Annotated in this window: 19 protein-coding genes; 5 read left to right on the plus strand and 14 right to left on the minus strand. The window is 51.4% G+C overall.

What is annotated here, in order from left to right; all coding sequences use genetic code 11:
* Window positions 1–37: 37 nt before the first annotated feature.
* Window positions 38–2770 (plus strand): preprotein translocase subunit SecA, encoded by a 2733-nt coding sequence (gene secA, locus OH31_RS02220; RefSeq protein WP_024929448.1) that lies wholly within the window; start codon window positions 38–40, stop codon window positions 2768–2770.
* A 52-nt stretch (window positions 2771–2822) separates the two neighbouring features.
* Entirely contained in the window at window positions 2823–3008 is a 186-nt protein-coding gene (locus OH31_RS02225) for a DUF1289 domain-containing protein (RefSeq protein ID WP_019881368.1), read from the plus strand.
* Between the two features lie 64 nt (window positions 3009–3072).
* Here the strand turns inward: OH31_RS02225 and OH31_RS02230 are convergent, their stop codons facing one another.
* The 9 genes from OH31_RS02230 to OH31_RS02270 form a co-directional block, all read right to left on the minus strand.
* The gene (locus OH31_RS02230) at window positions 3073–3540 is read right to left on the minus strand and encodes a MarR family winged helix-turn-helix transcriptional regulator (protein WP_242402173.1); all 468 of its coding nucleotides are present in this window, start codon (window positions 3538–3540) and stop codon (window positions 3073–3075) included.
* A 176-nt stretch (window positions 3541–3716) separates the two neighbouring features.
* Entirely contained in the window at window positions 3717–4478 is a 762-nt protein-coding gene (locus OH31_RS02235; protein ID WP_024929450.1) for a DUF2063 domain-containing protein, read from the minus strand.
* On the minus strand, window positions 4478–5356 hold the full coding sequence (locus tag OH31_RS02240; protein ID WP_024929451.1) for a DUF692 domain-containing protein: 879 nt from the start codon (window positions 5354–5356) through the stop codon (window positions 4478–4480). Before OH31_RS02240 ends, OH31_RS02235 begins: the two co-directional genes overlap by 1 nt.
* Before the next feature lie 18 nt (window positions 5357–5374).
* The gene (locus OH31_RS02245; RefSeq protein ID WP_024929452.1) at window positions 5375–5719 is read right to left on the minus strand and encodes a hypothetical protein; all 345 of its coding nucleotides are present in this window, start codon (window positions 5717–5719) and stop codon (window positions 5375–5377) included.
* A 37-nt stretch (window positions 5720–5756) separates the two neighbouring features.
* Entirely contained in the window at window positions 5757–6005 is a 249-nt protein-coding gene (locus tag OH31_RS02250) for a zf-HC2 domain-containing protein (RefSeq protein ID WP_024929453.1), read from the minus strand.
* A 25-nt stretch (window positions 6006–6030) separates the two neighbouring features.
* Window positions 6031–6573 (minus strand): sigma-70 family RNA polymerase sigma factor, encoded by a 543-nt coding sequence (locus tag OH31_RS02255; protein ID WP_019881374.1) that lies wholly within the window; start codon window positions 6571–6573, stop codon window positions 6031–6033.
* Window positions 6574–6593: 20 nt separating this feature from the next.
* Window positions 6594–7043, minus strand: coding sequence for a DUF1841 family protein (locus OH31_RS02260; RefSeq protein ID WP_024929454.1), 450 nt, complete (start codon window positions 7041–7043; stop codon window positions 6594–6596).
* A gap of 2 nt (window positions 7044–7045) precedes the next feature.
* Window positions 7046–7705, minus strand: coding sequence for an endonuclease III (gene nth, locus OH31_RS02265; protein ID WP_024929455.1), 660 nt, complete (start codon window positions 7703–7705; stop codon window positions 7046–7048).
* A 29-nt stretch (window positions 7706–7734) separates the two neighbouring features.
* Window positions 7735–8412 carry an RnfABCDGE type electron transport complex subunit B gene (locus OH31_RS02270; protein WP_024929456.1) on the minus strand — a complete coding sequence of 226 codons (678 nt, stop codon included), beginning with the start codon at window positions 8410–8412 and terminating at the stop codon, window positions 7735–7737.
* Between the two features lie 169 nt (window positions 8413–8581).
* On the opposite strand from OH31_RS02270, the gene dapA reads away from it, so the two are divergent.
* Genes dapA through OH31_RS02290 form a run of 3 tightly spaced genes read left to right on the plus strand, consistent with a single transcriptional unit; the run spans window position 8582 to window position 11537 of the window.
* The gene (gene dapA, locus OH31_RS02280; RefSeq protein WP_024929457.1) at window positions 8582–9460 is read left to right on the plus strand and encodes a 4-hydroxy-tetrahydrodipicolinate synthase; all 879 of its coding nucleotides are present in this window, start codon (window positions 8582–8584) and stop codon (window positions 9458–9460) included.
* Window positions 9461–9500: 40 nt separating this feature from the next.
* Complete coding sequence (bamC, locus tag OH31_RS02285; RefSeq protein ID WP_024929458.1) at window positions 9501–10757, plus strand: outer membrane protein assembly factor BamC; 1257 nt, start codon at window positions 9501–9503, stop codon at window positions 10755–10757.
* Window positions 10758–10769: 12 nt separating this feature from the next.
* Window positions 10770–11537: an MBL fold metallo-hydrolase gene (locus tag OH31_RS02290; RefSeq protein ID WP_024929459.1), complete on the plus strand. Its 768-nt coding sequence runs from the start codon at window positions 10770–10772 to the stop codon at window positions 11535–11537.
* A gap of 13 nt (window positions 11538–11550) precedes the next feature.
* On the opposite strand, the gene OH31_RS02295 is transcribed toward OH31_RS02290, so the two are convergent.
* From OH31_RS02295 to OH31_RS02315, 5 genes are all read right to left on the minus strand, one after another.
* A complete protein-coding gene (locus OH31_RS02295) occupies window positions 11551–11883 on the minus strand; it encodes a P-II family nitrogen regulator (protein ID WP_019881385.1) in 333 nt (110 codons plus the stop codon).
* Window positions 11884–11921: 38 nt separating this feature from the next.
* A complete protein-coding gene (locus tag OH31_RS02300) occupies window positions 11922–15023 on the minus strand; it encodes an efflux RND transporter permease subunit (RefSeq protein WP_019881386.1) in 3102 nt (1033 codons plus the stop codon).
* A 3-nt stretch (window positions 15024–15026) separates the two neighbouring features.
* The gene (locus tag OH31_RS02305; RefSeq protein WP_024929460.1) at window positions 15027–16178 is read right to left on the minus strand and encodes an efflux RND transporter periplasmic adaptor subunit; all 1152 of its coding nucleotides are present in this window, start codon (window positions 16176–16178) and stop codon (window positions 15027–15029) included.
* 10 nt (window positions 16179–16188) lie between these two features.
* On the minus strand, window positions 16189–17439 hold the full coding sequence (locus OH31_RS02310) for a TolC family protein (RefSeq protein WP_235272930.1): 1251 nt from the start codon (window positions 17437–17439) through the stop codon (window positions 16189–16191).
* A gap of 106 nt (window positions 17440–17545) precedes the next feature.
* Window positions 17546–17881: a hypothetical protein gene (locus OH31_RS02315; RefSeq protein ID WP_024929462.1), complete on the minus strand. Its 336-nt coding sequence runs from the start codon at window positions 17879–17881 to the stop codon at window positions 17546–17548.
* Window positions 17882–17888 lie beyond the last annotated feature (7 nt).

Genomic DNA, 17888 nt, shown 5'->3' on the forward strand with positions numbered 1-17888 from the left:
CAATTTAACGCCGCACATGCGGAAATCGGTGTGACTCATGTTAGCCTCGTTGTTTAAAAAAGTTTTTGGCAGTCGTAATGATCGACTGGTCAAGCAGTATCAGCAAACCGTCAAACAAATCAATGCATTAGAGCCAGAGACTCAAGCCTTGAGCGACGAGCAGCTACGTGCAAAAACCGAAGAGTTTAAACAGCGGTATAGCAATGGCGAGTCTCTGGAAAAATTGTTGCCAGAGGCATTTGCCGTGGTGCGCGAAGGCAGCAAGCGTGCGTTGGGCATGCGCCACTTTGACGTACAGCTGATTGGCGGTATGGTGCTGAATGCGGGCAAGATCGCCGAAATGCGCACCGGTGAGGGTAAAACCCTGGTAGCGACACTGCCAACGTACCTGAATGCCTTGACTGGCAAAGGCGTGCATGTGGTGACGGTCAACGATTACCTGGCCAAACGTGACGCGGAGTGGATGGGGCAGCTTTACAACTTTTTGGGCTTAAGCGTCGGCATCAATCTGTCACAAATGCCACACGATGCCAAACAGCAAGCTTATGCTTCTGACATCACCTACGGCACCAATAACGAATTCGGTTTTGATTATCTGCGTGACAACATGGTGTTCAGTAAAGAAGAGCGCGTACAGCGACCTTTGCACTATGCGCTGGTGGATGAAGTCGACTCCATCCTGATTGATGAAGCACGTACGCCACTGATTATTTCTGGCCAGGCCGAGCACAGCGTTGATTTATACGGCGCCATCAACGAAGTCGCCAAACAACTGGTTCGCCAGCAAGTGGAAGACGGCGAAGGCGATTTCTGGGTCGATGAAAAAGCGCAAAGCGTGACTATGAGTGAAGCGGGCCATGAGCACGCGGAACAATTGCTGGAGCAAACAGGTTTGCTGACCGCAGGTTCCAGCTTGTATGAGCCAGCCAATATTACGCTGGTGCATCATTTGTATGCGTCCCTGCGTGCGCAAAATCTTTACCACCGCGACCAGCACTACGTGGTGCGCAATAATGAAATCGTGATTGTGGATGAGTTTTCTGGCCGTATGATGCCGGGCCGTCGCTGGTCCGATGGTTTGCATCAGGCCGTGGAAGCCAAAGAAGGCGTGGCGATCCAGAAAGAAAACCAGACACTGGCATCCATCACGTTCCAGAACTACTTCCGCATGTACCAGAAACTGAGCGGCATGACCGGTACGGCGGATACCGAAGCGTATGAGTTTAACCAGATCTACGCACTGGAAACCGTGGTGATTCCTACGCACAGACCGGTGCAGCGTTTGGATGCGATGGATAAGGTGTATCGCACCGGCATGGAAAAATACAAAGCGGTGATTGAAGATATCAAACAATGCCAGGCCAAAGGCCAGCCAGTGTTGGTTGGTACGACTTCGATTGAAAACTCTGAGCTGATTTCGCAATTGCTCACGCAAGCCAAGCTGGAACACCAGGTGTTAAACGCCAAGCAACATGAGCGTGAAGCGACGATTGTTGCCGAAGCAGGTCGTCCAGGCATGATCACGATTGCGACCAATATGGCCGGTCGTGGTACCGACATTGTGTTGGGCGGTAACTCAGAAGGTGAGATTCATGCGATTCGCAATGATGCCAATTTGAGCGATGCTGACAAAGAAAGCAAAATCGCCCAGCTGAAAGCCGAGTGGCAACAGCGCCACGATGCCGTGCTGGCTGCAGGCGGCTTGCATATTATTGGTACTGAGCGCCATGAGTCACGCCGCGTCGACAACCAGTTACGCGGTCGTTCTGGACGTCAGGGTGACCCAGGCTCCAGCCGTTTTTACTTGTCTTTAGAAGACCAATTGCTGCGCATTTTCTCTGGTGAACGTGTGGCGGCGATCATGACCCGCCTCAATATGCCGGAAGGCGAAGCGATTGAGCATGCCATGGTGACGCGTGCGATTGAAAACGCCCAGCGCAAGGTCGAAGGCCGTAACTTCGATATCCGTAAACAGTTGCTTGAATACGATGATGTGTCTAACGACCAGCGCAAGGTGATTTACGAGCAACGTAATGAATTGCTGGAGTCGGTCGATGTGGGCCAAACCATACGTGCCATGCGTGAGGATGTGATTAACAGCCTGTTTAATACCCATGTGCCACCAGGCAGCGTGGAAGAGCAGTGGGAAGTGCCTGCGCTGGAACAAGCATTACAGGACGAATTGAGCATCAGCTTGCCGGTCGCTGAGTGGTTGGAAAACAACCCTGACTTGCATGAAGAAACTTTGCGTGAGCGCATTCTGGATGCGGCTAACGAAAGCTATGGCTCAAAAGAGGCCCTGGCTGGCAATGACAATATGCGCAATTTTGAACGTGCAGTCATGTTGCAAAGCCTGGATAACCACTGGCGTGAACATCTGGCAGCGTTGGATCATCTGCGTCAGGGTATCCATTTGCGCTCCTATGCGCAGAAGAATCCCAAGCAGGAATACAAGCGTGAAGCGTTTGAGTTGTTTGAGTCTTTGCTGAATACCGTCAAGAGCGAAGTGACCAAAATCACCATGCAGGTACAGGTGCGTTCTCGCGAAGAACTGGAAGAGGAAGAGCGCCGTGCCGAAGAGGCCATGCGTGCAGCGGATGTGGGCAACTTGCAATATCAGCACACAGATTATGACTCTGCATTAACCAATAGCGGGGATGCAGCACAGCCAGCACAGGGCTTGCCAGAAGGCGTGCGTGTTGGCCGTAATGATCCTTGCCCATGCGGATCAGGCAAGCGTTTTAAAAACTGCCATGGCGCATTAAGCTAACCATTGCATTGAACTAACATTGTATTGAACTAGGCAGCGAAAGGGATTCAATATGTCAGATCAGGAAATTCCATCCCCGTGTGTCGGGGTATGCAGCATTGATGACAGTAACGGTTTTTGCCAGGGCTGTTTTAGAACCATAGACGAAATCCGCCAGTGGTGGGATCTTGATCGCGCGGGTAAAGCGGAAGTGATCAAACTGGCTAATGCGCGTGAAGCTGCGGTATTTGGTGAATAGTGACTCGCCTCAAGTAACAAAGTAAAAAGCCGGCAATCGCCGGCTTTTTTATATTCGGGTGTTGCTATAGATCTGCGAGTGGCTGATCACCCAAGGTATTCGATTGTGCGTCCAGTTTACCGATCACCATTTTGAGCGAGGCGTTCAGGCTTTGTAAAGAATCGGTGTCCAGCGTGGCCAGTACTTGCGGCAAAATACCATCGACCGGTTTGGGTGCTTTGGACAGCACAGCGTGGCCCGCTTCGGTCACAATCAGCCCGACTTTGCGTTGATCCTGGCTCAGACGCTGTTTTTCGACCAATTGTCTTTTGACCAGTTTTTCTACCAGTAAGCTACAGGTGGATTGATGAATGGCAAGGTTTTCTGCCAGGCGCGAGACCCCTAATTCTGGATGAGTAGCGATTTCATGCAAGAGCCAAAGCTGTGAACCTGAGATGCCGCACGAAGCTTCAATTTCTCTAAAATGTTGTCTGACGGTACCGAAAATAATTCGAAATTGTTTTAAAGCTTCTTTGGCGAGTGATTTTTGCATGATTAATTTAATGTAAATATTTATGTTCATTTTACCAGTTTCCACCAGATAACATGGCTTCGCTATGTTTATCGCGATAAAAATTCCCGTTTCTATCGGTGGTTTTAGACAAAAAAGTCGTTTTTAGCCACAAACGCTAGCCCGGTTTGGCAGACCGGTCTGTCTTATTTTTGTGACTATTTCGATCGCAGGCTATCGGTTGTGATAGCTTGTTGCTGATGAAGAGAGAGTAACGTTTCTAAGCCGAATTCGATGACAGCCTCGGAGGAAAAATGCGGGATTGTTTGCGCTAATTGCAGCAGATGGTGATGTGAGGTGGCCGTTTGTGTTTGCAACTGTTGCAATAGTTGGTAGGTGATCGCATTGAGCTGGATAAAACAGACTTTAAACTCGGGCGTACGATACACCAGTAAAAACGTAGGTATTGTCTCAACCGTATTCTGTTTTTTTGAGAGCAGGTGTACCGCATAATCGTAATGCAACAATTGGTGCACGCCACACAGCTGCACAACGCGATGCAACAGTGCATGCCCTTGCGTAAAGTGTTCGACAGCTGAATCAGCCGGCGCGGCATCCACTTGCTGGCCAAGTAGCAGCTCTATCCATTCGTAGTGCGCCAGTTGCGCGGTGTAGGCGGGCAAGTCCGCTGGTATTTCTGCGTGCAGAAAAGCGACAAAACTGCCGGGAATATCCTTGAACAGCGGACTGTTAAATTGCTGTGAAAAGAAACACTGCCGCACCAGTTTGCTAAAGCGGCGCTGTCCCAGAATGTCACGTAGCACCGGAAAACAGGCGCTGACACTGGCCTCAAAGTTGTTGAACACGATTTCACGGTAGACACGCATGCGCTTATCACTGACCCCTGCAGGTTTGGCATGCAGGGCAGGGTGCCGCAGGTGGGCGGTAAATGCCGCTTGGTATGCTTGAAATGCAGGCATCAGGCTACCTTATGCAACGTCTGTGTGCGGGCGGGTTGTGCTTGTTGTTGCAGGATTGCGATGCGGTCGACTTCCTGCATCAGGGCAGGCAGCGGGGGAATATGACTATCACGCTCCAGCAAGGTCGGGAACACAGCCAGCTTGTTATAGGCATATGTTAAAAGCTGCCACACCGGGTCGATAATCGCTTCGCCATGCGTATCCACCAGTAAGTCTGGTTCGACTTGCAAATGCCCTGCCATATGGCCATACACAATACGCTCGGCCGGAATCTGCTCCAGGAAGGTATAGGGGTCAAAGCCAAAATTGACACTATTCACATAGACATTATTAATATCCAGATGCAAATCGCAGTCGGCTTCGGACAGTACAGCATTGATAAAGCTGATTTCATCCATCTCGGAGATGGGGGCTGCTACATAGAATGAGGCATTCTCCACTGCAATGCGGCGCTCCAGAATGTCTTGGGTTTGACGGATACGTTGCGCCACATATTTAACCGCCTCTGCGGTAAACGGGATGGGCAGTAAATCGTAAATATAGCCATTGGCAGTATCGCTGCAATAGCTTAAATGTTCGGTATAGAGGGGAATCTCAAAATCAGCCAGAAACTGTTTGACCTGCTTAAGAAAGCTGACATTGAGTGGATCAGGCCCGCCCAACGATAAACATAAGCCATGACAGGCTATCGGGTAATGCTGGGCCAACCAGTCCAGTTCGGCAGCATATTTACCACCGGCCTGGATCCAGTTTTCGGGGGCGATTTCCAGAAACTGCAACTGTGCAAGCAATGGCTGACCATATTGCTGCATCAGCTGGGGCAGCAGCTCACGCTTTAGTCCCAGGCCCGCACCGCGAATGTCCGATAGCTGTGCCATGAATATGGTTGCCGACGATTATTTGCTGGCGTGGCAGGCGCCTTCTTTCATTTTTTCAGCTGAGCAACTGCCTTGTTTCATTTTGTCTGCTGAGCAAGAACCTTCTTTGGCTTTGTCATGATGGCAAGAGCCCTCCTTCATTTTTTCGGCTGAACAGCTGCCTTCTTTCGCTTTCTGCTTGTTTGCCCCACATTTTCCGCTGCTACATTTACCTTCTTTGGCTTTGCTGTCAGTCGCATCTGCTACCTGATAGCCTTGGCCCAGTGTTTTCAATTCAAACGGATTGCTGCCTGCATGGGCAGCGGCTGCTGCAAGGGATAACGCTACTGCACCAGTAATCACAGCCATTTTATGTGTCGTCATGTTGCTTCCTTTTTCAAACAGGGTTTAAAAGTGGACATCAGTAAAATTTGTCCAATTGTTGCGTAATGCGTTCCCGTGCTGCCTGTGACAACGCAATTTCGCTGTCATTCGTTACTTGCTGCTGCCAAACCTGCATGGCGTTGCGAATCCATTTAAGCTGTTGCGTAAAACGTCGGCAATAGATACAGATAGCCAGGTGCAACCTGACCGCCCAGCGCTCACGCCAGGTGAGCGGGCGGTCAAGTGATTGCGATACCAGCACGCTGGTTTGTTTGCAATTCAGCATCTCTTTGTCCGTTTCACATTACGTGTTACCAGTGCATTTCAAGACATTTCCGCAGTCCCATACGGGCACGGTATAACATTACCCATGCATTGGTCGCGGTGATATTCAATGCCTTACAAATTTCTTCGTTTTCCATTTCATCCACATCACGCATGGTGAAAATGGCGGCCAGCTTTTGCGGTAAACGCGCCATACATTGCTGTAATACCTGCAAAAACTGTTTTTGCTGCAAGGCGTCATGTGGCACATCCCAGGCTTGCGGTTTTTCTGCCCAATGGCCGGTTTCGTCAAAAAACTCATCCATATTGGCATCTTCTTCGGTCAGGAGTTCCGAGGCCGGGATTTCGCGTACCTGCTTGCGCATACAGTCAATGATTTTGTGTTTCAGGATGCCCGTGAGCCAGGTGCGTGGGCTGGATTGCGCTGCATAGTTGGGATTTTTGATCGCAGCCAGCAAGGTCTCCTGCACAACGTCTTCTGCCTGATGCGGATCGCGTAGCCGCGTTAGCGCAAAGCGATACAAATAATTGCCATGTTCGTTAAGCCAGTCGTGCGGATTGGATTTCATGACGGCTATTGAAGCATAATTCAGGCAGACGGAGCAATGCCGGCGCGTTGCTCGATCAGGCTTAAATAATGCGCAGCATCCAGCCCAGTCTGGTTGCGTTGTGCCAGCCAGATGGTTTCGGCCAGGCATTCGAGCAGGGCATGCTGCGCCTCATGTTCTTGCTGGAACTTTGTACACAGTTTGCCGTAGGCTTGTGTAATGCCGATGGGCTGGTTGATGCTGATTTGCTCCTGGATGGACAAGTGCAGACTCATATGTAAGAACGGGTTGGTTTCACCCATTTCCGGGTAATAAGCTTGTTCCAGATATTGCTCGGGATGGTCCAGAATCGCGTGGTATTCGGGATGCAGATGCATAATACCCACCGCCATTTTTTCGAGGTCGGTCAATATGTTTTGCTGTTTGAACTTGGCCCAGGCATCAAAGAAAAACTGGCGCACTTCATCGCGGCTGGGATTAAATAAGGCCATGATTAACTCTCTGCCGGTGGTTTCACCGGGTGTATTTGCTTGTCTTGGAATTCACATAAATCAGCAATGCAGCATTCACCGCATTTGGGGTTGCGTGCCGTGCAAGTATAGCGCCCGTGCAAAATCAGCAGGTGATGGGCGTCTTGTAAAAACTGTTTTGGCGTCGTGCTCAAAAAGCGCTGCTCTACCTCAAGCACGTTTTTGCCAGGGGCCAGTTTGGTACGGTTGCCGACGCGGAACAAATGCGTGTCGACGGCAATGGTGGGTTGGCCAAATGCCGTGTTGAGGATGACATTGGCGGTTTTTCGGCCTACCCCAGCCAGTGCTTCTAGCGCTGCGCGGGTATCGGGCACTTCGCCGCCATGCAAAGTGAGCAGTTGCTCGCAGCATTTGAGCACATTATTGGCTTTGGCATGATAAAGACCTATGGTTTTAATATAGCTTTCCAACCCTTCCAGGCCGAGATCCAGAATGGCTTGTGGTGTGTTGGCGACTTTGAATAGTTTGCGCGTGGCGATGTTCACGCCTTTGTCAGTGGCTTGCGCCGACAAGATGACCGCAATCAATAATTCAAAGGTCGAGCCGTGTTCCAGTTCGGTGGTCGGGTTGGGGATGGCTTGTGCCAGTCTCTCGAAAATCGCCAGTCTTTTTTGGGCATTCATAACAAATATTTCGTTGATGACAGCAAGGGTTAACCTGCTTTTTGTGCTTTTACACGCGCCATCGCGGCGGCAAGGGCAGCTTGTTTGAGGGTGTCTGCTGAAGGAGCCGCTGCGCTGATGTCTGCCGTATCCGTTTGCGCGGTGCCAGCGTATGCAGCGGGGCGTTGATGATAGGTTTTGGCTTTGTTGTGTGTTTCAAATGCCTGTCGCTTGAGTCGCTGTTCGTGACGGCGTCTTGCCAGGTCGGATTCCTCTGTATTCATCGCCAATGCACGGCCAGCCACAGTTTGTATACTGATGCAATCGACCGGGCAGGGTGGCAGGCATAATTCACAGCCGGTACATTCCTGGCTGATCACGGTATGCATGAATTTGGCGGCACCAAGAATAGCATCGACCGGGCAGGCGGCGATACACAGTGTGCAGCCTATGCAAGTATCTTCATCAATCACCGCCACTGCTTTGGCTTTGGTCATGCCATGGGCGGGATTTAACGGCAGGTAAGGGCGCTGCAGTAAGTTGGCCAATGCCCGAACACCTGGCTCACCGCCTGGCGGACACTGGTTGATATTGGCCTCGCCATTGGCAATTGCCGCCGCATACGGTTTGCAGCCGTCATAACCACACTGGCGGCATTGTGTTTGCGGCAGCAGAGCGTCAATCTGCGCAATCAATGTGTGCTGCTTGAGTCGGCTCGTTGTCTGCATGTTACCTTGGCAAGAACGCTATTTAATCCCTGTTGCAAAGGCTGACATTATAACTGAAACCATGTTTGACGATGGCTTGGCAGGCCTTGTCTGGTGGCTCAGCGGGTTCTTTGGCGTTCAGGCGCATAATCAGTTAAAATATTCGCTTTATTATTGAATGGCGCTAGGTATGTTTACGGGCAGTTTGGTCGCAATCGTGACCCCGATGTTTGAAGATGGTCGTTTGGATCTGGACGCGCTCAAAAAGCTGATCGATTTTCATATCGACGCCGGTACAGATGGCATTGTCATCGTCGGTACTACCGGCGAATCCCCTACTGTCAATGTTGACGAACATTGCTTACTGATTAAAACCACGGTTGAGTATGTGGCTAAACGTGTGCATGTGATTGCAGGCACAGGGGCCAACTCGACGGCTGAAGCGATTGAGCTGACAGCGAAAGCAAAAAGCCTGGGTGCGGATGCTTGCCTGCTGGTTGCGCCTTACTATAACAAGCCTTCACAAGAGGGCTTGTACCAGCATTTTAAAGCGGTCGCCGAAGCGGTTAACATTCCACAAATTTTATACAATGTGCCAGGCCGTACCGGCTGTGATTTAAGCAATGATACGGTGGTGCGTTTGGCGCAAGTGCCTAATATTGTCGGCATTAAAGATGCGACCGGCGGCATTGAGCGCGGTACGGACTTACTGTTGCGTGTGCCCGCCGACTTTGCCGTGTATAGCGGTGATGATGCGACATCGCTGGCGTTGATGTTACTGGGCGGCAAAGGCGTGATTTCGGTGACTGCCAATGTAGCACCGCAATTGATGCACGAGATGTGCGTGCATGCCTTGAATGGCAACATTGCTGCTGCCAAGGCGGCGAATGCCAAATTGTTCGCCCTGCATCAGAAATTGTTTGTAGAGGCGAACCCGATTCCGGTGAAATGGGTATTGCAGCAAATGGGCTTGATTGCCACCGGCATTCGTTTGCCGCTGGTGAATTTATCCAGCCAATATCATGAAGTATTACGCAGTGCCATGAAGCAGGCTGATATTGCCGCTTGATTGAGCGAAGACTAAATTTAGGGTGAAATAAGTGAAATACATGAATCATGTTTGGTTACAACGGGCCGTGCTGGTCAGCCTGGTGACAGTACTGGCTGCGTGCGACTCTATCCCGTTTATCGATAACAGCTCTGATTACAAAGGTGCAGGCCGTTCCAAACCACTGGAAGTTCCCCCTGACCTGACCGCCGTGCGCACCAGCAGCACTTATAACGTGCCTGGCAGCACCAGCTATTCTGCCTATAGCCAAAACCAGGATGCACAAGAGCAAAACGGCCCGCAGCCAGTGCTGGCCGATATGAAAAACGTGCGCATGGTTAAGGCCGGACAACAACGCTGGCTGGTGGTGAATGCCCCGGCTGAAAAAATCTGGCCGGTGGTGCGTGATTTCTGGTTGGATCAAGGCTTTGCGGTCAAAGTGGAAAATCCGGAGCTTGGTGTGATTGAAACCGAGTGGTTGCGGTCGGATGCTATCAAGCCGAAAGAAGATAATCGTGGCTATGGCGAGAAGTTTGATGCCTGGCTGGATAAACTCTCCGGCTTTGCCGACAGACGTAAATTCCGTACCCGGCTGGAGCGTGGTGAAAAAGACGGGACCACTGAGATTTATATGACGCATCGTACCGTAGCCGGTGCGCCGGATGATGGTAAGAACTATGTGACAACGCAGTTGGGTAAAATCGACACTGGTTATCGCGCCAATGCGGCAGACAATAAAAACAATGCCGGACAGGAGTTTGATGCTGACCTCGATGCTGAATTATTGCGCCGCATGATGGTGAAACTGGGCCTGGATGAGCAGAAAGCCGATCAGGTCATGACACAAGTGGCTTCAGACAAGCGCGCTGACGTGATTAAAGAGCCTGACCAGAGCGTGACTTTGAAACTCAATGAGCCATTCGACCGCGCCTGGCGTCGTGTGGGGTTGGCGCTGGATCGTATTGGTTTTGTCACAGAAGATAAAAACCGTTCCGAAGGTATTTTCTATGTGCGTTATGCCGATACCGATGCAGAAGATCCTATCAAGCAGAAAAAAGGCTTGCTGGAGCGTCTGAAGTTCTGGGGCAGTGATGAAGACGAAAAATCGGCTGCACCGGTTGAAGTCAAACCTGGCGATAAAACCAAGTTCTGGAAAGGCACTTCAGACGGTGACAAGTCGAGCAAGCAGTATCGTATTCAGGTACTGGAAAATGCAGATGACACTACCGATGTGTATGTGTTGACGGTGGATAACAAGCGCAATACGTCGACCACGGCTAACCGTATTATTTCCCTGCTGTATGAGCAACTGAAATAACCGAGGCCAGGTGTGCGATTTGCATCTTTAGGCAGTGGCAGCGCAGGCAATGCCACTGTGGTAGAAGCCGGGGAAACCCGGCTTTTGCTTGACTGTGGTTTTAGCGTGAAAGAGACTGTGCAGCGCTTGGCGCGCCTGGATCTGCAACCCGAACAACTCTCGGGTATCCTGGTCACACACGAGCATGACGACCACGCGCGCGGGGCGTTCAAATTGGCAGCACGTTACCAGATTCCTGTCTGGTTGACGCATGGCACTTACAGCATGTGCCAGCGCTACCTGCCGACACAAGCGGTCACGATCAATATCATTGATGCCCATACGGCGTTTGCTTTACAAGAGATCGAAGTGTTACCTTATCCGGTGCCGCACGATGCGCGCGAACCGGCGCAATTTGTGTTTGGTGATGGGGCCCGCAAATTCGGCGTGTTGACGGATGTCGGCAGCGTCACGCCACATATTGTGATGATGCTGCAAGGCTGTGATGGTTTGTTGCTTGAATGCAATCATGACCTGGACATGCTGCGAACCGGCCCTTATGCGCACTCACTGAAAAAACGCGTGGGCGGCTGGCTGGGGCATCTGGATAATCAATCCAGTGCGCAATTACTTGGTCAGCTGGATAACAGTAAGCTCAAACATCTGGTGGCTGCACACCTGAGCGAGAAAAATAATACGCCTGCTTTGGCTAAGCAGGCGTTGAGTGCAGTACTAAACTGCGCCAGTGACTGGGTACAAATTGCCCATCAGCACGATGGGCTGGGCTGGCGTGATTTATAGTTGATCTATGTTGCTAATCCAGCACCATGATCTGTTCTGACAAGCGGATCATGCGTTCAACCGGCGTCACCCAGACGATGCCATCGCCGACATTGCCGGTATGGGCGACTTCAACGATGGTCTGCAAAACGCCTTCCACCAGTTCATCTGGCACTACCATATATATATAGACTTTCGGGCTGTAATCGGTCAACTCTTCACGCACCCCCACACTCGGTTTTTGCAAATGTGGGCCGCAACCCTCCATCTTGTTGACCGACATGCCGGGAAAGCCTTTGATATTGCGCAGTGCAGAGCGTATCTTTGCCAATCTCGCCGGTTGTATGACTGCTTTGATTTCTTTCATAAAAATATCCTTTAGAGCATAGACTCACTGGGGCAGCATTATGCCTCTATTTTGCTTTCTTCAAACTTACGATAGAGGGTGGGCACCACAATCAGGGTGAGCAGGGTAGAGGTAATCAAGCCCCCAATCACCACAATCGCCAACGGCCGCTGTACCTCGGCGCCAGGGCCTGTCGCAAACAGGAACGGCACCAGCCCCAGCATGGCCACAGTGGCGGTCATCATCACCGGCCTGAAGCGCTGGGCACAGCCTTTGCGGATGGCTTCAAGCTGACTCAGGCCTTCTTCACGCAGGGTGCGTATATACGATACCAGTACCACCGCGTTGAGCACGGCGATGCCCCATAAGGCAATAAAGCCTACCGATGCAGGAACTGACAAGTACTCCCCCGTGACAAACAAGGCAATCACACCACCAATTGAGGCAAAGGGTAGCACCAGAATAATCATGGTGGCAAACCGCAAAGACTGGAACAACAGGAACAGCAGGAAGAAAATGGCCGCAATGGTCACCGGGATAATGATCATTAAATGGCCCATGGCGCGTTCCATGTTCTGGAACTGGCCACCGTACTCCAGATAATAGCCATCGGGCAACTGCAGTTTTTGCCCCAGCACCTGTTGCAACTCAGCCACAAAGCCACCGAGGTCGCGGTCTTTGACATTGACGCCAATCACGATACGGCGTTTCGCCAGTTCGCGGCTGATTTGCGCCGGGCCATCCTTGATCTCGATATCGGCCAGATCTTCCAGCGCGACACGTGAGCCATTGGGCGAAGTCAGCATAATGTTGCGGATAGCTTCTTCATTATTGCGGAAGGATTCCGGATAACGCACCGCCGCTGAGAAACGGCGCTGGCCTTCAAAAATCTCAGTCGCAATTTTGCCGCCTATGGCGGTTTCAATCACATCATGGACATCAGATGCATTGATACCATGACGGGCAATCGCCTGGCGGTCAATCGTGATATTCAGGTATTGCTGGCCTGAGACTTTCTCTACCTTGATTTCAGTGGCGCCTGTCACCGAGCCGGCAATTTTGGCGATCTCATCCGCTTTTTGCTTGAGTGCATCCAGGTCTTCACCAAAAATCTTCACCGCTACATCCGCACGCACACCGGTCAGCAGTTCATCGACACGGTCAGAGATTGGTTGTGCCATGATGATTTGTACACCCGGAATATACTTCTCCAGTACTTGACGCATTTTTTCAGCGATATCATCCTGGGTCCATCCCTCGGGCCACTGATCACGCGGCTTGAGGCTAATAATCGGCGTAGATTCGTTTTGTGCCTGCGCATCGGCCGGGCTTTCACCGCGACCCAGTCCGGAGATGGCCGATTTGATACCAGGCACTTGCTCCATGATCAGCTTCATCGCCTTGCTCTCCATTTTCATGGATTCTTCCAGAGAGATATTAGGCACGCGGTTAATGCCGGGGACGATAGAGCCTTCTTTCATTTCCGGGATAAATGAGGTGCCCAAAAATGGAAACAGCGCAATCGTGCCAACAAAGACCAGGGCCGAGGCCAGGATGGTTTTCTTCTCATTATCGAGCACCCAGTTCAGTGCTGATAAATATGGTCGTTTAATGGCTTGTATCAGCTTGGTATCGTCGCCACTGCCGCCTTTGAGCATATAGGAGCACAGCGCAGGCGTCAGGGTCAGCGACAAGACCAGCGACACAAACAGCGCAATGGCAATGGTGTAGGCCAAAGGCGCAAACATTTTGCCTTCCATGCCTTCCAGTGTCATCAGGGGCAAGAACACCAGGATAATGATGCCGACGCCAAACAATACCGGTGTAGCCACTTCCGTCGCCGCTTCCAGGGCGACGCGGATTCTGCTTTCATCTTTGCGATGTCCCAAATGGTGAAAGGTATTCTCCACCACCACGACAGAGCCATCGACCATCAGGCCAATGGCGATGGCCAGGCCACCCAATGACATGAGGTTGGCAGAAATGCCGTAGTGGTTCATGACCATAAAGGTGATTAAAGGCGTCAGGATCAAAGTGCCGACCACAATCAGGCTGGAACGCACATCCCCTAGGAACAGGAACAGGATCACAATCACCAGGATAATGCCTTCAATCAGCACTTTGGTGACGGTGTGCAAGGCCGCATCAACCAACTCGCTGCGATCATAGTAGGGCACAATCTGCAGGCCATGTGGCAACATGCCTTTGCTGTTGATTTCTTCCACACGGGCTTTGATACGGCTCACTACTTCTTTGGCGTTGCCGCCACGCATCATAATGACAATGCCACCGACAGATTCCGTATCGCCGTTTTTGAGCACCACACCCACACGTACTTCATGGCCGATAGTGACTTCTGCGACGTCGCGGATATAGACCGGCGTGCCATTTTCTTCTTTTAGCACCATGTTACGGATATCGTCCAGGTTTTGCACCAGGCCGACACCACGAATCAGGTACTGTTCGGCATAATGCGGCAAAATGCCGCCGCCGCTGTTGGCGTTATTACGCGCCAGTGCTTCATACACATCTTTGAGTTTGATCGAAAAATGCGTCATGCGGTCCGGGTTGACCAGCACCTGGTACTGCTTGACGTAGCCGCCTTGCGAGTTGATTTCAGCCACGCCTGGGATGCCGCGTAGCAATGGGCGTACCACCCAGTCCTGAATCGCTCTACGCTCTGTCAGATCAGCTTGCGTCAATGCCTTTTTACCGTCATCCGGTTTATCCAGCGTGAATTGATAGACCTCGCCCAGACCAGTAGACACAGGTCCAAGGATAGGTGTCACGCCTTGCGGCATGCGCTCCATCACTTCCATCAGCCGTTCCATCACCAGTTGCCGGGCAAAGTAGACGTCGGTGCTGTCGGTAAATACCAGCGTGATCAGGGATAAGGCATTTTTATTCACCGAGCGCATTTCGGTCAGGCCGGGCAAACCGGTCATGGCGATTTCCAGCGGTACGGTGATGAAGCGTTCGACTTCTTCCGGCGACTTGCCGGTGGCCTGTGTGGCAATCATGACCTGGACGTTAGTCACATCCGGGAAAGCATCGACAGACAGTTTTTTAACTGCAAACAGGCCAGCAAGGATAAATCCGACAGCCAGGACCAGCACAATCAGGCGCTGCTTAAGCGCGCCTCGAATTAGGGATTCAATCATGCTTTACTCCATTTCTTTGCGCTTGCGTTCATTGTTGACATGAAACGCGCCATCGAGCACGATTTGATCGCCTGGTTGCAAGCCCTGCAGTACTTCTCTGTTGCCTTGATAAGTCCGGCCCAGGGTGACTGGCAGCAATTTATACTGGGTGGATTTTAGGGTTTGTACAAACACATGGTCGGCATTGTTTTCACGCACCACAGCGGTGGACGGAATCGCAATGACTTTCTCCGGTTTGGCTTCCAGCAAAATGGTGATCAGCATATCCGGCTTTAACAGCATTTTTTCATTGCTGATATTGGCGCGCGCCATCACGGTACGCGTGGCCGGATTCACGATATCGCCTACAAATGCCAGCGTGCCCGTCAGTTCAGCATCATCCAGTGCCGGTACTTCAATATCTAGCGACTGACCTTCTCTAATGTGCGCAATTTGTTGCTCCGGGATTTCTGCCACTGCCCATACATGCGACAAGTCAGCAATCACAAACAGTTCTTCTGCCGGCGCCACGACCTGGCCCAGCCTGGCTTTACGTGCAATCACCGTGCCGGTGATTTTAGAGTTCACCTGGCTGGTTGACATGCCACTGTTATGCAAACCCAGCTGGGAAATGCTGGCAGGCGGCATGCCGAGTACCAGTAACTGGTCACGGGCGGCATTCAATTCGGCATTGGCGGCGTTGAGTTCACCTTCACGGCGCTGCAATTCCGCCAGGCTGATCACATCCGCTTCCAGCAATTGTTTGGCGCGGTCGACCGCTTTGGTTTGCAATTGCATCTGCTGGCTGGCTTTGATGTAGCTTAATTGATATTGCGCCAGCTCTGTACTCTTAATCACAGCCAGTCGCTGGCCCGCTTTCACTTCATCGCCCAGATTGACATCTAGCGTGCTGATACGGCCGGTGATAGATGCGCCAGCTCTGGATTCATATTGTTCATCGACCTGGATGCGACCAGGAATGCGCAAGGTATCGACAAAATCGAGTTCGGCGACCGGGCCGATGCTGACGTTAGCAGCCAGCTCTTTGGTCAGCATGACCAGGCTTGGGTCCACGACCTCTTTGGTTTCTGGGGCCGGGGCAGCTTTTTCTGTGCACGCGGTAGACATGACAGCCAGCGCGGCAGCTAGCAAAGTTGAAAATAAAACACGAGACATGACCATCCCCTTAAGGTTGAACCAAATCCGAACCGATGAAGCGTTCGATTTGCAATACACTGAAAAAATAATCGAATTTGGCAATCAGATAGTCACGTTTGACATCACGATTGACGCGTTGCGCATCCAGGTATTCCAGGATGCCGCGTTCTCCGAATTTATAAGCGGCTTCTGCGCGACTGAGGGTCGCTTCTGATTGTTGCAGCAAGCCATTTTCAAATACTTTGAGCTGGTTGCTGGCGATCACTGTACGTTGGTAGGCGCTATCAATCTCTTTACGCAGCAACTGGTGTTGCAACTTGATATTGGCATCTGCCTCCTCAATCCCTGCGGCGGCTTGTGCAATCTGGCCGTCACGGCGGTTCCAGACAGGTAATGGCACCACGACACCGACCCTGAACGTGTTGAGGTCAGGATCTTGGGTAAAGTCAGATTTCAAGGTGAGGCCAGGAAAGCGTAAGGATTGCTCCAGTTTGAGTTTGGCTTCCGCACTGTCTTTTGCCGTGATCAGCTGTTGCAGGTAAGGGTTGTTTTCGGCAGACTTGCGTAAGTCGATGATGCTGGGCAGGGTTGAGATCGTGGGTAGTTCAGATTTGACTTCGAACGTGTCTGGCATATTGCCTATCATGCCGCGCAAAATCGCTTTGGCTTCATCAATACGGGTTTGTGCACTGGCATAATCACGTTCTGCTGCCAGCACCTCAGTATCCGCCTTGATCAGCTCATATCTTGCGGCCTCACCCACATCTACCTTGCGTTTGATCTTGGTCTGGATTTCCTGCAAGATGCTGAGGTTCGCACCCAGCATGTGCAGAATCTGTTGGCGCAAGAGCACCGTCAGATAGGCCTGTTTGATCAGGTTGCGCAGATCAAAGCTCGTGGTCTGGATACCTTTTTCAGCGTAAGTCAGTTGCTGTTCAGCCAGTTCACGGCGTGAGCTACGTGTGCCGGGAAAGTCCAGCGGTTGCGAAATGGTGACGCCATAGTTTCTTTCGCTGGCACCTGGCGTTGGCACACCACGGTATCTGGCTGGTCCTGCCATCACTTCCAGGTCCGGGTTATAGAAAGATCTTGCTACGGTGATGCCTGCCGCAGCCGCTTCAATTTGTGCTTTGCTGACAGCCATCATCGGGTTTTCGGCCACGGCTTTATCCAGCAGGGTTTTCAGGTCAAAAGTGGTTTCTGCAAATGCAACGGGGGTAATGCAGCAATATAGCCACAATAGCCTGCATGCTTTCCGCCAGCGGGTCGAACTTAACATAACGATCCTTTTTCAGGTGACTGTTCATATCATAATGTCACAGCCACCTTAACTAATAATTAAAATGACGCTTTCAGCCAATAAAGCTAAAAGGTTGGGAAAGTTGTTAAGCGAGTTGAGGCGGCCGGTCAAGCCAGAAGCCGAGTTGCAGGTGATAGGAGGATAGATGATGCTCAGGGGCGAGGTAGGTGGTTTTATGCAGCGGGTAGCTAAACCCAGGTAGCAGGATTTTGTCGACATCTACTTCGGCGATTTCCAGCATGTCGACGCAACAACTGCCTTGGCCAAAGTCGGCAGATAAACTGTCATCAATGGCATTGGAGAGGCTTGCCGCCGAGATGCCGGTTTCTAATAGCGAAGTCGTGACCGCCGGTTCGGCAGCCGTTGTCTGCAAAGCAAACAGCAAACACAACACATGTAGAAAATAAAATATCTTTTGCATTACAAAA

This window comes from Methylophilus sp. OH31 (assembly GCF_000576615.1).
In the GTDB taxonomy this organism is placed as follows: Bacteria; Pseudomonadota; Gammaproteobacteria; order Burkholderiales; family Methylophilaceae; genus Methylophilus.

Excerpts from the sequence above, each read along its gene's own strand:
- OH31_RS02270 (WP_024929456.1), bottom strand. The coding sequence starts at position 8,412 with ATGCAGACAACGAGCCGACTCAAGCAGCACACATTGATTGCGCAGATT.
- OH31_RS02230 (WP_242402173.1), bottom strand. The coding sequence starts at position 3,540 with ATGCAAAAATCACTCGCCAAAGAAGCTTTAAAACAATTTCGAATTATT.
- OH31_RS02305 (WP_024929460.1), bottom strand. The coding sequence starts at position 16,178 with ATGTCTCGTGTTTTATTTTCAACTTTGCTAGCTGCCGCGCTGGCTGTC.
- OH31_RS02315 (WP_024929462.1), bottom strand. The coding sequence starts at position 17,881 with ATGCAAAAGATATTTTATTTTCTACATGTGTTGTGTTTGCTGTTTGCT.
- OH31_RS02310 (WP_235272930.1), bottom strand. The coding sequence starts at position 17,439 with ATGTTAAGTTCGACCCGCTGGCGGAAAGCATGCAGGCTATTGTGGCTA.
- OH31_RS02260 (WP_024929454.1), bottom strand. The coding sequence starts at position 7,043 with ATGGCCTTATTTAATCCCAGCCGCGATGAAGTGCGCCAGTTTTTCTTT.
- OH31_RS02240 (WP_024929451.1), bottom strand. The coding sequence starts at position 5,356 with ATGGCACAGCTATCGGACATTCGCGGTGCGGGCCTGGGACTAAAGCGT.
- OH31_RS02300 (WP_019881386.1), bottom strand. The coding sequence starts at position 15,023 with ATGATTGAATCCCTAATTCGAGGCGCGCTTAAGCAGCGCCTGATTGTG.
- OH31_RS02225 (WP_019881368.1), top strand. The coding sequence starts at position 2,823 with ATGTCAGATCAGGAAATTCCATCCCCGTGTGTCGGGGTATGCAGCATT.
- OH31_RS02255 (WP_019881374.1), bottom strand. The coding sequence starts at position 6,573 with ATGAAATCCAATCCGCACGACTGGCTTAACGAACATGGCAATTATTTG.
- OH31_RS02235 (WP_024929450.1), bottom strand. The coding sequence starts at position 4,478 with ATGCCTGCATTTCAAGCATACCAAGCGGCATTTACCGCCCACCTGCGG.
- dapA (WP_024929457.1), top strand. The coding sequence starts at position 8,582 with ATGTTTACGGGCAGTTTGGTCGCAATCGTGACCCCGATGTTTGAAGAT.
- OH31_RS02245 (WP_024929452.1), bottom strand. The coding sequence starts at position 5,719 with ATGACGACACATAAAATGGCTGTGATTACTGGTGCAGTAGCGTTATCC.
- OH31_RS02295 (WP_019881385.1), bottom strand. The coding sequence starts at position 11,883 with ATGAAAGAAATCAAAGCAGTCATACAACCGGCGAGATTGGCAAAGATA.
- bamC (WP_024929458.1), top strand. The coding sequence starts at position 9,501 with ATGAATCATGTTTGGTTACAACGGGCCGTGCTGGTCAGCCTGGTGACA.
- nth (WP_024929455.1), bottom strand. The coding sequence starts at position 7,705 with ATGAATGCCCAAAAAAGACTGGCGATTTTCGAGAGACTGGCACAAGCC.
- secA (WP_024929448.1), top strand. The coding sequence starts at position 38 with ATGTTAGCCTCGTTGTTTAAAAAAGTTTTTGGCAGTCGTAATGATCGA.
- OH31_RS02250 (WP_024929453.1), bottom strand. The coding sequence starts at position 6,005 with ATGCTGAATTGCAAACAAACCAGCGTGCTGGTATCGCAATCACTTGAC.